The 14,385-nt window shown below is 68.7% G+C and carries 12 protein-coding genes and 1 tRNA gene; 9 read left to right on the top strand and 4 right to left on the bottom strand.

The window, feature by feature from the left end; genetic code table 11:
* Window positions 1-5: 5 nt before the first annotated feature.
* Both QHF85_RS32550 and QHF85_RS32545 read right to left on the bottom strand, forming a co-directional pair.
* The gene (locus QHF85_RS32550; RefSeq protein WP_136971488.1) at window positions 6-281 is read right to left on the bottom strand and encodes a hypothetical protein; all 276 of its coding nucleotides are present in this window, start codon (window positions 279-281) and stop codon (window positions 6-8) included.
* 178 nt (window positions 282-459) lie between these two features.
* Entirely contained in the window at window positions 460-1,260 is an 801-nt protein-coding gene (locus QHF85_RS32545) for a DUF4190 domain-containing protein (protein WP_281331283.1), read from the bottom strand.
* Between the two features lie 265 nt (window positions 1,261-1,525).
* Here QHF85_RS32545 and QHF85_RS32540 point away from each other — a divergent pair, with 265 nt between their 5' ends.
* Window positions 1,526-2,704 (top strand): hypothetical protein, encoded by a 1,179-nt coding sequence (locus QHF85_RS32540; RefSeq protein WP_281331282.1) that lies wholly within the window; start codon window positions 1,526-1,528, stop codon window positions 2,702-2,704.
* Window positions 2,705-2,783: 79 nt separating this feature from the next.
* Here the strand turns inward: QHF85_RS32540 and QHF85_RS32535 are convergent, their stop codons facing one another.
* Together QHF85_RS32535 and QHF85_RS32530 are read right to left on the bottom strand one after the other, a co-directional pair.
* Window positions 2,784-4,142, bottom strand: coding sequence for a hypothetical protein (locus QHF85_RS32535; RefSeq protein WP_281331281.1), 1,359 nt, complete (start codon window positions 4,140-4,142; stop codon window positions 2,784-2,786).
* A gap of 153 nt (window positions 4,143-4,295) precedes the next feature.
* Window positions 4,296-4,379, bottom strand: a tRNA-Leu gene (locus tag QHF85_RS32530).
* Window positions 4,380-4,746: 367 nt separating this feature from the next.
* Here QHF85_RS32530 and QHF85_RS32525 point away from each other — a divergent pair.
* From QHF85_RS32525 to QHF85_RS32490, 8 genes are all read left to right on the top strand, one after another.
* Window positions 4,747-5,127 (top strand): response regulator, encoded by a 381-nt coding sequence (locus QHF85_RS32525; RefSeq protein ID WP_281331280.1) that lies wholly within the window; start codon window positions 4,747-4,749, stop codon window positions 5,125-5,127.
* Complete coding sequence (locus QHF85_RS32520; protein ID WP_281331279.1) at window positions 5,124-7,406, top strand: glycogen debranching N-terminal domain-containing protein; 2,283 nt, start codon at window positions 5,124-5,126, stop codon at window positions 7,404-7,406. The genes QHF85_RS32525 and QHF85_RS32520 overlap by 4 nt, the downstream gene beginning before the upstream one ends.
* Window positions 7,407-7,546: 140 nt before the next feature.
* On the top strand, window positions 7,547-8,380 hold the full coding sequence (locus tag QHF85_RS32515) for a hypothetical protein (RefSeq protein WP_281331278.1): 834 nt from the start codon (window positions 7,547-7,549) through the stop codon (window positions 8,378-8,380).
* A gap of 61 nt (window positions 8,381-8,441) precedes the next feature.
* Window positions 8,442-9,128: a tetratricopeptide repeat protein gene (locus QHF85_RS32510; RefSeq protein ID WP_281331277.1), complete on the top strand. Its 687-nt coding sequence runs from the start codon at window positions 8,442-8,444 to the stop codon at window positions 9,126-9,128.
* Between the two features lie 54 nt (window positions 9,129-9,182).
* Window positions 9,183-11,555, top strand: a complete 2,373-nt coding sequence (locus QHF85_RS32505; protein WP_281331276.1) for an MMPL family transporter — start codon at window positions 9,183-9,185, stop codon at window positions 11,553-11,555.
* A gap of 29 nt (window positions 11,556-11,584) precedes the next feature.
* Entirely contained in the window at window positions 11,585-12,289 is a 705-nt protein-coding gene (locus QHF85_RS32500) for a dienelactone hydrolase family protein (RefSeq protein WP_281331275.1), read from the top strand.
* A 658-nt stretch (window positions 12,290-12,947) separates the two neighbouring features.
* Window positions 12,948-13,121 (top strand): hypothetical protein, encoded by a 174-nt coding sequence (locus QHF85_RS32495; RefSeq protein ID WP_281331274.1) that lies wholly within the window; start codon window positions 12,948-12,950, stop codon window positions 13,119-13,121.
* Window positions 13,122-13,298: 177 nt separating this feature from the next.
* Window positions 13,299-14,357: a type III polyketide synthase gene (locus QHF85_RS32490; protein ID WP_281331273.1), complete on the top strand. Its 1,059-nt coding sequence runs from the start codon at window positions 13,299-13,301 to the stop codon at window positions 14,355-14,357.
* Window positions 14,358-14,385: the final 28 nt, after the last annotated feature.

Below are 14,385 nucleotides of genomic sequence, written 5' to 3'. Positions count from 1 at the left end.
TCCCATCAGCGGAGCTTGCAGGCGTAGTCGCCCACCATCACGAACGCGCGCCGGCAGACCACGTCCACCGTCCGCTTCGGCGTCACCATCTCGAACGTCTGCCCGAACGGCGTCCGCTCGAGCCGCGTCACCTGCGCGCGGCAGTTCGGCCCCTGCTCCCCGCATGCCACCGCTGCGGCCGCACGCTCGACCTCGCTGTTGTCCGACATCACGTTCACCGCGGCGGAGACGCTGAACAAGACGCAGAGGACGAAGATCGAGATCTGCCCGGCGCGCTTCATGACAGCGCATCCTAGCAGCGGTCGGACGCGCCGCGCCCGTCATGCCCCCCTGCATCGACCGCATCGCGGTCGATGCACCAAAGGTCCAGCGCTGGCGCTGGTCCGGGTCCAGGGGTGGACAACCCCTGGTCGGGTCCGGGGTGAAACCCCGGCGCTACGCTGCGCAGTCAGTCCCCTCTCACAACTTGATCCCGCCGTTCTGGATCGGCTCGAAGCTCTGCCGCCGCGTCTCGTACTTCCCCCGCACGAACGCGCCGAGCACGGGCGCCATGTTCGCTGGCACGTCCTCGTCCCACTCGCCGCCGTCGATCGCGTCGCGCGGGTAGAGATCCGGCGCCAGGAGGAAGAACGTCGGCACACGCTCGTGCGGCATCTTCAGCCCCGTGAGGTCCTCGTCGAACGCGTCGATGTCCACGCGAACGAGCCGCACGTGCGCGAGCGCGGTCTGCATGAGCGAATCGCCGAGCGATGCCGACAGGCTGCGGCATGAGACACACTCGCTCTTCGTCGTCATCACGACGAGCGTCTCGCCCGCCGCGGCCGCGGCCGCGCGCTCCTTCGCGAGCTCCTGCGAGAGCGACGACACCGAGACGCCGACGTCCACGATCGTGACGTTGCCTTCTTTGTGGACCAACGTTTCTTTCTGAAGCACGGGCACGGCCTTCGAAGGCGGCGACGTGGGCTCCGTGGTCTCGACCGTCCCTTCCGGCGCCCGCGGCGTCTCCCCGACCGCCAGGACATTGGCGATCGCATCGTGCCGCGCCTCGTTGCGCCGCTCGATCGTCCACACCCCGAAGGCGATCGCCGCGCCCCAGGCCACTGTCAGGCAAATCCCGAGGCCCATCCCCAGTGTCGCCAGGACGTACCCGCGACGCTCGGCGCCCACGCCGTCGAGCTCGCGACGCGCGGCCCAGCCGAAGACGATCGCGGCCACCGAGCCCAGCGGTCCGCCCACGAAGGGCGCCAGGATCGACGTCAAGGCCAGCGACGAGAGCGGCTTTTTGGGTGGCCGCCTCGGCCCCCGCAGGTACGGGTCCGAGAGAGGAGGGAGCTCCGTCGGGCCCTCGGCTCGGGCGACGCGCGAAAGCGCGGACCTCGGGGAAATGGCCTCGCTCACCCACGAATTCTAGCGCCTAATCTCGCTTACGCTTGCAAACCAAGGATGGACGGAATGAAGCGTCCCGACCGTGCAGAAGGGATGCGCCATACCCCCACGCAGCGTGGTAGGAGGAAGGTGCCCTCTCATGATCGAACCGGCCCGCTCCTCCGTCTTTCCCCGAGCCCCGGCCGCGAGGCTCGTGTCCGTGACGATCGGTGACTACCAGGCGCTCGGGAGCAGCACGATCGAGCTCGCCATCGCTCCGCGCCGCACCGTGCTCCTCGCGAAGGGCGGGTCCCTCGCGTCCCAGCTCGTCCAGGGCATCGCCGAAGGCGCGCACATCGCCGTCCACGCCCTGAGCGATCCGGAAAAACCGCGCCATTTCCGCTGCGAGTTCGAGGGCGATGCCGGCGAGCACCTGGTCTACGCGTACGACCGGCGCTTCCAGGATCTCGAAGACGACGACGAACCCTTCCCGCCCTCGATGCGCTGGGAAGAACACGCCGCGAGGACCGACGAGGCCAACGTGGACCTCTGGACCGTGCGCGATCGACGCGCCGTCTTCGGCGACGGCAGCCGCATCTCGCTCCCCTCGGGCGTCGGCGCGCTCGCGCTCGCGGGCGAGTCGGCCGATCGCGTCCCCGAGGACGCGCGCCGCATCCGCGCCTACCTCGAAGGTATCCGCTGGCTCGGCCTCGCCCTCGCGCGCCCCCCGATCGAGGATCGCGCGGGCGTCACGCTCACCGGCCGCTCGGGCGTCCTCTGGACCTCGCGTGGCCTCGACGCGCGCCTGCTCTCGCTCGCGTCGACGCTCGTCATCTGGTTCGAGCTCCACCGCGATCGGTACAACAAGCTCGTCGAGCTCTGCCAGCGCATCGGCGCGCCGGGCGAGCTCGCCGTGCAGATCACGCGCGACACCTCCGCGCGCGCGGACGTCGCGCCGCAGGACCGCGCCAGCATCACGTTCGAGGGCGTGGACTTCGGCCGTTTGTCCGACACCGTGATCCGGAGGCTCGAGCTCCTCGTCGCGCTCGTGGATCCGGAGGCGACCGCGCTGCTCGTCGAGGAGCCCGAGATCTACGCGGTCCCCGGCAAGATCGACGCGCTGCTCGACGTGATCGAGTCCTCGGCCGATCACCGGCAGATCATCATCTCGACGAAGTCGCCCCACGTGGTCGACTGGGCGCGCCCCGACGAGCTCCGTCTCGTCGACAAGAACCGCTACCGCGACCTCACGGTGCGCGGGCTCGACTTCAGCGAGCTCGGCGCGGCCCAGGCCCACGTCGCGGCCGGCGGCAAGCTGTCGGCGTTCCTCGCGTCCTGATCCAAAGGCCGACCGCTCGCCGCGCGCGTGTGCAGGACGCTCCCCTGCGCGTGCGCTCGAACGACACGTTGTTCCGCGCTCAGGGGATGCAGCTCGACTCGAGCGTCCGCAGGATCGCGCGCTTCGTGCTCACGCCGTTGCTCATGGGCTCGGTCCACAGGAAGCCGAAGCGCGGGCCGGCGGGCGTGACCGCCGCTGGATCCTTCACCGGGCCCGTCCCGTCGCTGATCCGCATGCCCGTGGACGACGGCTCACCGCTCTCCGAAAGCTTCACCGCGAGGACCTGATCGTCCTTGCCGCCTTCCTGACCGAGGAACACGACGAGCGCGCCGTCGCCGATCGGCGCGAGCGCCGGAGCGCGGCCGCGCCCGACCAGCCACGTCTTGTCGCCCGGGCGCGCCGCCGCGTCGACTGCGCGCGCGAGGATCTTGTCGCCCTCGACCCACACGGCCATCGCGCCTTTCGTCGTGGCCACGAGGTTCACGCGCTCGCGCGCGGGCGCGCCGGCCGGCGGGGCCGCTGCGAGGGTGTAGGCCTCGTCGATCTCCTTGCCTGCGAGATCGAAGCGCGACACGACGATCCGCCCGTCTCCCTCGTGCCAGGCGAGCGTGTATCCGGTTCCATCCGCGGCGACGGCGGACCTGCGCGGCTCGTGGGCGTGGTGCGTCGCGCCGAGCGCCTGCACGGCCGGCGCGGCCGCGTCCGTCGGGGCGAACTGGAAGAGCCCGAGCTGCGCCTTGTCCATGTTGAACGGCGCGACCGCGACGATCGCGCCCGAGGGCGTCGCGGCGAGGGCCACGTCGTCCGCGTTCGCGGCGCTCACCGTGCTCAGGCGCTCGATCACGGGCGCCGGCGCGGTCTCCCAGCGCGGCTTCGTGTACGCCAGGCCGTCGCCGTCGAACCACACGAGCGTCCAGCCGGCGCCGTTCGAGAAGATTCGCGGCGCCGTCTCGTTCGCCGTCCCGATGCCGCGCGCGCGCGCCACCTGCTTCGCGTCGAGGGCAAACCCTGCGAACGCGAGCTGCGCGCCCGGCTTGTTCGCGGCGAGCTTGATGAGCCATGCGGCGGCGATCGCGCCCTCGCGCCCTGCGGCCGTGACCTCGCCGCGTTGCAGGTACGTCGCGATGTCCCCGCTCTGCGCCTTGCACGCCTCGGTCTGCGCGGCCGCGACGAACGACGACACGCCGGAGCCCACGGGCTCGCTCGGCGGAGGCGGCGGCGCCTGGGCGACGCTCGCCGAGGTCGTGGGCGGATCCGCGCTCGTCGCGGCCGAAGCGCTCGTCGCAGCCGACGCGCTCGGGGCTGGCCCGGCGCCGCCTTCCGTCTTGCGTTGCCCGCAACCGGCGGGAGCGAGGCCGAGGACCAGGCTCGTCGCGAAGCCGACGAACCCGAAGGTCCACGCGCGGGTCGCGATCTCGGGGGAGCGAACCTGCTTCATCCCCCCCGAGCCCCCCGGCGCGCCATGCGACATTGGATCGTCCTCGTCAAGGCTGGCACCTGATCCGCGAGGGGATCACGGCTGCCTACCTCATCCAAGCGAAGTCGCGATACCCTCGACGACGTGTTCGACGTATTTGTCGAGCCGAAACAGTGCGAAGAAGAGGACTTGAACCTCCACGCCCTTGCGGGCACTGGAACCTGAATCCAGCGCGTCTGCCAATTCCGCCATCTTCGCGTGATGCCTTCCCGTGAAGGACATCGTTCCGCCAGCCGTTCGGCCAGCGGGGGCGTATAGATAGATCGGCCCGAGCCCCGCGCGCAAGGACGATTTTCGCTTTTCGTCTCCTTCACGGCCGAGGCCCCGAAGCGCCGCGAAAAACCGGCCGGCGCGCGCCTCCTCACGCCCCGGAGCGCTCGCCCTCGCCTGCGCCCGCCTGCACGTGCGCCTCCGCCACACGGGCGCGGCACCGTACGTGCTCCGCGAAACTCCGATGGTGAGGCACGAGCACCTTGGGTCTCTGGTGGTCGCTCGTGCAGCGACCGGCGGTCTGCTCGCCCCTGCGCGCGCGCCCGCCTTCCCCACCGACTGGAGGAGCCTTTTCGTGCCGAGGAAGAAGATCGTCGTCGTGGAGGACGACCCCGAGCTCCGGGATCTCGAGACCTTCCTGCTCGGCGCCGAGGGCTACGACGTCGTCGGCGTCGCCGATGGCATCGAGGCCGCCGCGATCGTCCAGCGCGAGCACGCCGACCTCGTCCTGCTCGACCTGATGCTGCCGGGCAAGGACGGCAACGCGGTCCTCGAAGAGCTCGCCGACCAGCCGGACACGCGGAGCACGCCCGTGATCGTCGTCTCCGCGTTCCTCGCCCAGCTCCGCCTCACGCCGCAGGTCCGCCGCGTCCTCTCGAAGCCGTTCGACGTGAGCGACCTCCTCGACGCCGTCGCGCGCGAGGTCGAACGACCTCACGAAGAGGTGGCTCGATGAACGGCCCTCGCGACGACGGCTCTGCGCGGAGTGGCCTCCCTCCCCTCCCCGTCGACATCGATCCCTCGCCCACGCCGCAGACGAACCAGCCCGCCGGCATCATCTCCCTCGACGCGCCGCCTTCTGCGCGTGACATCCGCGAGGCCACCCTCCTCAAGGAAGGAGATCTCTTCCTCCTCACGGATGCCGAGGGCAACGTCCCGCGCAAGAACCGCGAGGGCTACGGCCTCTACCTCGGCGACACGCGCTTCTTGAGCAGCTACGAGCTCGCCATCCAGGGCCTCCGCCCGACGATCCTCCTCTCCAGCGACCACGCGCATTTCCTCGGCGCGCAGGTGCTCACGAACCCGAACCTCGTCACGCCCGAGGGCCAGGAGGTCCACGAGCAGACGATCCAGATCCGCCGCTACCGCCTGGTTCGTCCCACCGAGGTCAGCGAGTCGCTCACGTTCCAGAACTACAACCGCTTCCCCGTCACGCTCGACGTCGAGCTCCACTTCGAGGCCGACTTCTCCGACATGTTCGAGGTCCGCGGCATCGTGAAGGGCGCGCGCAAGGGCGTGACGCACGCTCCCGAGCACACGCCAAAGGTCCTGCGCTTCCGCTACGACGGCGCCGACGATCTCGCGCGGCGCACCGAGGTCCGCTTCGATCCCACGCCCGACAAGCTCGCGTCGTGCACCGCGAGTTACCGCATCGAGCTCCGCCCCGGCGGCTCCACGTGCATCACGATCGGCGTCAGCGTCGACGCCTCGCCCATCACGAGCACGAACGGCCCTTCGGCCCCGCGCCGCGCGCTCACGGGCTACAAGCAGTGGCTCGCGGGTCAGGTCGGCGTCGAGACGAGCAACAGCCTGTTCAACGCGATCTTCGCGAAGGCGCGCAGCGACCTCCGCGTGCTGCTCTCCGGCGATCCCGACGCGCCGTTCATCGCCGCTGGCATCCCCTGGTACGCGTGCCTCTTCGGGCGCGACACCATCATCACGGCGCTGCTCTACCTCTGGATCTCCGCCGAACCCGCGCGCCAGGCGCTCCGCTTGCTCCACCACCACCAGGGCAGCCGCGACGATCCCATGCGCGACGAGGAGCCTGGCAAGGTCATGCACGAGCTTCGCCGCGGCGAGCTCGCACGCCTCGGCGTCGTCCCTTTCTCGCCGTACTACGGCACCGTCGACGCGACGCCCCTCTGGATCATCCTCCTCGCCGAGTACCATCGCGTCACCGGCGATCTCGACCTCGTCCGCGAGCTCCGCCCGAACCTCGACGCCGCGCTCGCGTGGATGGATCGCTACGGCGATCGCGACGGCGACGGCTTCCTCGAGTACGCGTGCCGCTCGGAGACGGGCCTCGTCAACCAGGGCTGGAAGGACTCCACCGACGCGATCATGCATCCCGACGGCACCCTCGCCGAGCCACCGATCGCGCTCGTCGAAGCGCAGGCGTATGCCTACGCGAGCCGCCGCGCCGCGGCCCGCATCTACCGCGCCCTCGGCGATCCTGCGCGCGCTGCCTCCGAGGAGCTACGCGCCGCCGCGATCCGCGACGCCCTCGACGCGGCCTTCTGGATGCCCGCGGAGAACGCCTACGCCATCGCGCTCGACGGCCACAAGCGACAGGTCGCGACCGTCTCTTCGAACGCGGGCCACGCGCTCTGGGCCGGCGCCGTCCCGCATGCGCGCGGCGAGCTCATGTCGCGCCGCCTCATGGAAGAGGACCTCTTCTCCGGCTGGGGCATCCGCACCCTCTCCACGCGCGCGGCGCGGTACAACCCCACGGGCTACCACGTCGGCACCGTCTGGCCCCACGACAACGCCCTCATCGCGCTCGGCTTCAAGCGCTACCGACAGGAGCCCCTCGCCCTCGAGCTCGTCACCGCGCTCTTCGAGGCTGCGCAGCACTTCCCTGCGTACCGCATGCCCGAGCTCTTCTGCGGCTTCGCGCGCAGCGCCTTCGCCGTCCCCGTCCGTTACCCCGTCGCGTGCAGCCCCCAGGCCTGGGCGGCTGCTTCCTGGGCGGCCCTCCTCGCCTCCCTCCTCGGCCTCTCGCCCAACGCGCCGGGGAGCGAGCTTCGGATCGTCCGCCCCACCCTCCCTCGCTGGCTCCACTGGGTCGAGGTCAAGCGCCTGCCCGTCGGCCGTGGGGAAGTCGACCTTCGGTACCAGCGTGTGGAAGAGCATACTGCCGTGGACGTCGCTGCGATGCGTGGGGATGTGAGGGTGACCTTCGTGGACACCTGGGAAGAGGACGGCACGTACCCGCCCAACCTCACGAATCCATGAAGGTTTTTCGGATCCGGCGCATGCCCTCCCACCTTCACGCACCCGAGCAGCAGTCTCCCCTCATTTTTTCCGATGTCCGTACCGCTCTCGATGCATACCTTCCCGGCTCCCTCGTCCAAGTCAGCCAGGAGGTCCTACCCGTGCGAACGACTGTCTTTCGCTCCCTGCTCGCCACCGCCGTGATCGCTTCCGCCTCTGGTTTCCTGTGCGCGGACGCGGCCGCGGAGGGGACGGTCGGGGTCCTCGTGCTCCGGGAGCACGGGGTGGGGAGCGCAGCGCAAGCTCAGCCTTATGTCGACAAATTCGTGTCCGTGGCGGCCAAGCAGAACGGCTGGGGCGGCGCGAAGGGCGAGTATCACACGAGCCGCGGCAACGCCGAGGCCTTCATCTCCGCCCAGAAGCCTCACTACGGGATCCTCTCGCTCGGTGCCTTCCTCGGCCTCAAGGCCAAGCACAACCTCGAGATCATCGGCCAGGTCGCGGTCAATCGCGCCGGCGGCCAGCAGTATCACCTCATCAGCAAGACCGCCTCGGACCTCGCCGGCTGCAAGGGCAAGGCGCTCGCGAGCGATCACGCCGACGACGCGAAGTTCATCGACAAGGTCGTCTCGAAGGGCGCCTTCAAGCTCGGTGATTTCACGTTGGTCGCGACGACCCGCCCGATCCAGACCATCAAGAAGGTCGTGAGCGGCGACGCGGCTTGCGCGCTCGTCGACGACGCGCAGCTCGCCGAGCTCGGCAAGATCGACGGCGCGGGCGACATCAAGTCCGTCTGGTCGAGCGACAAGCTCCCGCCCATGGTCGTCGTCGCCTTCCCCTCCGCGCCCGCCGATCAGCGCAAGGCGTTCCAGGCAAACCTCGGCAAGATCTGCGAGGGCGAGGGCAAAGCGACGTGCGGCGAAGTGGGCATCCTCGCCCTCAAGTCGGCATCGTCCGGCGATTACGCAGGCGTCGTCGCTGCGTACGACAAGTAGCGCCTCCCCGCTCGCCTGCGCGGGGGGCTTCTCCTCGCCGACAGTGTTATTTCTCCCGCCCGTGCGCTGGTCCTCCCTTTTCCTCGTCGCTGCCCTGGGCGTGTTGCCCGCGTGCTGGGGCGGCGTGACCGGCGCGCAGGGCCCCGCCGTCAACGCTTCTCTCAAGACCGCCATCGCCACGAAGGACGCGCTCGTCATCGCCGACGCGCTCGAAGACCTCATCGCCGCGGGCGTGGACACCCCGGAAGATCGCCAGCTCGCGTATGCCGAAGTGCGCGCGCGCGCGGTCGACACGGCCGCGTACACGTTCGCGCGCGCCGTCGTCACAGGGAGGCTCGTGCAGCTCAAAGGCCTGCTCGGGGCCGACATGATCGGCGAGGTCGAGCACTACGCGCGCCGCAGCCGCCAGCTCGATCCGAGCTTCCGAAGCGGCGCCGCGACGCGCATGCTCGGCACGCTCTACGTGGTCGCGCCCGCTGCGCTCCTGCGAAATGGAGACTCGGAGACCGGGCTCGAGTTGCTCGAAGGCCTCGTGCAGAAGGATCCCGACGTCATCGAGAACCACCTGCGCGTCGCCGAGGCTTACATCGCGCTCGGCGACGTCGATCCCGCCAAGCCTCACCTCTGCCGCTGCTCGGCCGAACGCGGAAAGCTCCGCCGCGACGATCAGGCGCTCCTCGCGCAGCTCCTCAAGGACGCGGGCAACCCCACATGCCCGAAGCCTGCTGCGCAAGCGCCTTCGCCCTGAAACGCCGCGCGGGATCGACGGGCGGCCTGCGCGGGATCGTGATAGCAGCGTCCCGTGTCGACCTCTCCGAGCACTCCGAAAGGCCCCGCGAGCCCGAGCCACGACGCGCCCGGGTGGCTCGTGCGGATCTTCTCCCGCATCATCTCGGCCCGCTGGATCATCATCGCCCTTTATGCGCTCGTCCTGCCGCCCGCGGCCTGGTTCGCGGCGCGCGTCCAGCAGGACAACGCGATCGAACGCCTCATCGCGACGAGCGACACCGACTACGTCAAAACGCGCGAGTTCGAGAAGGTCTTCGGCTCCGGCGAGTTCGCCGTCCTGCTCGCCGAGGCCGACGATCCCTTCGCGCCCGCGGTGCTCGAGCGTCTCGACAAACTCGAACGCGCGCTGAAAGAGATCCCGCGCGTCGAGCCGAACTCCGCGCTTTCCATTTATCGCCGCGCCAAGGCCGGCTTTGATCCCAGGCCGGAGCAATCCGAGGCGCTGCGCAAGTTCGTCTCGGGCACGAAGCTCTTTCAGGATCAGGGCCTCGCCGGCGACGGCTACCTCGCCATCGCTCTCATCCTCGACGTGCACTCGAGCCAGGAGCGCCGCGAGACCCTCACGGCCGTACGTCGCGCCATCGAGGCGACGGGCGGCGACGGCGCGCCGCTCCGGACCCTGCGCCAGGTCGGCCAGCCCTACGTCAACATCTACCTCGACGAGGACATGCAGAAGACCGGGCCGAAGTACTTCGGCTTGTTCGCGGCGTTCATCATCGGCCTCTGCCTCTTCCTCTATCGCTCGGCGCGCACGCTCGCGGCCTTCTTGATCACGCTCGGCGTCTCGATCGCCCTCTCCATGGCCTACATCGGCCTCACGGGCGGCGTCCTGACCATCGTCTCGCCGATGGTGCCGATGACGATCCTCGTCACGACCACCGCGACGCTCGTCTATTTGCAGTCGCGTTTCGTCGAGCGCCCGGCAGATCGCAGCGTCGACGACCACCAGGTCTTCTCCTTCGCCAACAAGTGGCTCGCGTGCACCGCCTCGGTCTTCGCGACGGCTGTGGGCTTCGCGGCGCTCGTCGTATCGAGCATCCAGCCCATCCGGCAGATGGGCGTCTGGGTCGCGGTCGGCCTCGCGCTCAGCTACATCGTCTCGTTCACGCTCTTCCCCGCGCTGCAGAAGATCCTGAAGACCCCGACCGCGATCGAGCAGAAGGTCGCGGCTGCGTGGTTCGTCCGCCTCACGGCGGCGCTGCCCCGGTGGAGTTATCGTTATCGCTGGCCGCTCGTCCTCGGCTCGATCCTGCTGTCCGCCGCGGGCGCCGTGGCGCTCCTCGGCCTGCCCGGCGTCGTCAAGCCGATGCAGCTGCTCACCGATCCCGTCGAATACATCAATTCGGGATCACGGCTTTACAAGGACACGAAGGCCATCGAGGCGAAGATGCCCGGCCTCTCGATCACCGAGGTCTGGCTCAAGGGCGGCGTCGGCAGCGTCTCGGAGCCCGACGCGCTGAAGGGATTCCAGGCGTTTCACGAGGCGCTCGTCGCCGATCCCGAGGTCGGCGCGGCGATCGGGCCGACCACGATCCTGCGCATGATGCAGTACCTCGGCGGCGCCGGCGACGCGTTCCCCAAGGACGCCGAGGCGCTCGACGAGCTCGCGGGCACCTTGGAATCGCTCGCGCCCGTGGATCCGCTCCTCGGCCGGTTCGTCCAGAAAAACGGCCTCGGGCAGACGCATTTCACGGTCATGTCGAAAGCGACCGAGCACGAGGCGTTCAAGCGGCTCGAGGCCAGCATCGACAAGCACTGGAAGGCCGCGGCCGAGGCGAACCCGGCGCTCCGGGAGTTCGAGCTCCGGACCGTGGGCATGGCGCCGCTCCAGGCGCGCGTCTCGCAGAGCCTCGTGCCCACGCTGGTCGAGAGCTTCGAGCTCACGGTCGGGATCATCTTCGTCACGTTCCTCATCGTGTTCCGCAGCGGGGCGGCGCGGCTCATGGCCATGATCCCCTCGCTCTTCGCGATCCTCGTCATGTTCGGCGTGATGCGCATCTCCGGCATGACGCTGAACGTCGCGACGATCCTGATCGCGTCGACCGTGCTCGGGACGAGCGAGAACGACCAGATCCATTTCTTCTACCACTTCCAGGAGGGCCGAAAGGAAGGCTCCGTGGAGCAGGCGCTAAGGCACACGCTCTTCGTGTCGGGCCGGGCGATCTTCTTCGCGACGCTCATCAACGCCGGCGGCTTCGTGGCCTTCGGAATGGCGGATCTGCCGCCGATCCGGCAGTTCGGCATCCTCTCCGCCGTGGCCTTCGTCCTCTCGATGATCGCGGACTTCACGGCCCTGCCCGCGGCGCTCTGGCTCGTCTTCCGCACGAAGCCCGACGCCGAGCTGAATCCGGCGAAGGAGCCGAACCAGTCTTCTGTGGCGAATTAGCCCTGCCAAACCCATTGAAGGAGGAACCGATGACCATTCGCACCGAGCGTGTCCAGATCCCCGTCGCCGATGGCACCACGATGGACGGCTACCTCTGCCGGCCCGAGGGCGACGCGCCCCGCCCCGCGATCCTCGTCCTGCAGGAGATCTTCGGCGTCAACGCGCACATCCGCGACGTCGCCGAGCGCTTCGCGCGGGAAGGATACGTCACGCTCGCGCCCGATCTCTTCCACCGCACGGCGCCCGGCTACGAGGGCGGTTACGTGGACTTCGCCCCGAGCATGAAGCTCGCGGTCCAATACAAGGCCGAAGAGAGCGAGGCCGACGTGCGCGCCGCCGCCGAGTACCTCGCCAAGCACCCGGCCGTCGAGGCGGGACGCGTCGCCTCGCTCGGGTTCTGCATGGGCGGGCGGCTCTCGTTCGTGGCGAACGGCATCACCCCGCTGAAATGCGCGGTCTCCTTCTACGGCAGCATCGCGCCCGACAAACTCCCGTATGCCGCGACGCAATCGGGAAAAATCCTGCTCATCTGGGCCGGCAAGGATCCGTTCATCTCGAACGAGAAAGCGCAGAGCGTGGTGGACGCGCTGCGGAAGCACGAAAAGCCCTTCGTCAACATCGAGTTCTCCGAGCACGATCACGGCTTCTTCTGCGACGCGCGTAGCAATTACAACGCGGCCGCCGCGTCCCAGGCCTGGGCGCTCACGCTCGCGTTCCTGAAATCGCACCTCTGATCGATCCATTCGGCAGGCCGCCGCGAGAGCGCCCGCCGCCTCCTGATGTCCTGCGAGCCGCGGGCGCTCGCTGCTTTTCTCGTCGTTTCCGTCGCAGCGTGGGTGAAAGAGGCCCTCCTGGAGCATCGGCCGGATCACTTCGGGCGGAGGTGGCCGGATCTGCACGCGCGGCCCTCACGACGGCGGCGGACGTCGCGGCCGCGCTGCGACGCGGACGGAAGGCCCCGCAGCTCCCGACGCGCGCAGGAGCGACAGGCCCTGTGTCTGCGCCTCATCCGACGCCGGGCCCCGACGGTAGACCTCGAACCGGGACGGCCGTGGACGAGGGCATCTCCCTTTGAATATGGCCACGGCGGCGGGGCGGGCCGGGCAAGGCACACCCATATGCCTTGAATGAAACGCGCAGCATTTACCCGGCCGTCTCGCGCGATATCCCACGATGCCGCACAACACCTGGTCGAGCTCGCTTCTATCGATGAATGATCGACAACGGTGGAGTCTGGCGACCGCAATTTTCATCCACGCGCGGTGACCGCTCGCCTGGTCTGGAGCTTGCTCGCTTCGGTGCAATCGACGGGTCTTCCCCCGAGCGGAGAGATCGGAGAGCGAGGCCATGCCGCCGGCAAACAGCCAAAAATCAGGGTCCGCACGAGGATCGATGCCGGGCGCGGAGCTCCACGTCCTCGCGAAGACCATGTTCCGTGATTTCATGAACGCTGGGTACCAGGCTCGAGACGTGATCACGTTCGCGACCGAGCTCTTGGACCTGGTCATCGCGAGCGTCCGACAGACGAAAGAGCCGCGGAGAGCTCCGGACGAAGAGGGGAAGTAACGTCGTCGGGAGCGGTCCGCCACGGCGCCCGCAGCTCGCGAGAGCGCCGTGGGTGCGTGATCGGCCTCCCGTTTTATGGATACACGAGCTCGCAATGGCCATGGAGACCATCGCTGGCCGAGCGATTATTTTCATCGAGCGAATGATTCTCGGACGTCGAACACATGGAGGGGAAACATGGCCACCTTGTGCAGGCCGGAAGTAGCGGTTCCGGAGAACATCGTCACGATGGAAGACACCTTGAAATTGGCCGAGCAGCTCCATGCGGGCAAACCGCAATTGAAGCTCGCCATGAGGCTCATCGCCGCCACCGGGGTGCAGAAGCGGCACATCGTGCAGCCGCTCGAGCAGACCCTCGCGCACCCTGGCTTCGAGATCCGCAACAAGATCTACGAGCGTGAATCGAAGAGCCGCGTGCCTCCGGTGATCAAGCGCGCGCTCGAGAATGCGGAGCTCAGCGCGCAGGACATCGACGCCATCATCTATGTCTCGTGCACCGGCTTCCTGATGCCGGCCCTCACGGCGTGGCTCGTGAATACCATGGGCTTCCGCCACGACACGCGGCAGATCCCGATCGCGCAGCTCGGCTGCGCGGCCGGCGCCGCCGCCATCTGCCGCGCGCACGATTTCTGCGTCGCGCATCCCGGCAGCAACGTGCTCGTCGTCGCCTGCGAATTCTGCTCCCTTTGCTACCAGCCGCCCGACGACGACGTCGGATCCCTCCTGTCGGACGGGCTCTTCGGGGACGCGGTGGGCGCCATGGTCGTCCGGGGCAGCGGAGGCGACGGCATCCGCCTCGAGCGAAACGCGGCGTACATCATCCCGGACACCGAGGAATGGATCTCGTACGTCGTGAAGGAGACGGGGTTCCATTTCAGGCTCGACAAGCGGGTCCCGGGGACGATGAAGCCCCTCGCTCCCGTGCTGCGGCAGCTCGTGGAGCGGCACGGCTGGGACGTGGGCAACCTGGATTTCTACATCATTCACGCCGGCGGGCCGCGCATCCTCAATGATCTGTGCAAGTACCTGGGTGTGCCCCAGGAATCGTTCCGGTACAGCAGGGCCACGTTGACGGAATACGGCAACATCGCCAGCGTGGTGGTGCTCGACTCCATCGGACGCCTCTTCGCCGACAACCAGGTGCGCGAGGGCGGACGGGGCGTGATCGCAGGTTTCGGCCCCGGAATCACGGCGGAGATGTCCGTTGGTTCCTGGAGGACCAAGAACGGCCAGTAGGGACGGCGTGCATTCGGCTGCCGTCGTG

Origin of the sequence: Polyangium sp. 6x1, assembly GCF_029946515.1 — a bacterium.
GTDB lineage: Bacteria > Myxococcota_A > Polyangia > Polyangiales > Polyangiaceae > Polyangium.
Note: the sequence above shows the minus strand (reverse complement) of the source record. Positions and strands in the feature narration are given on the sequence as shown.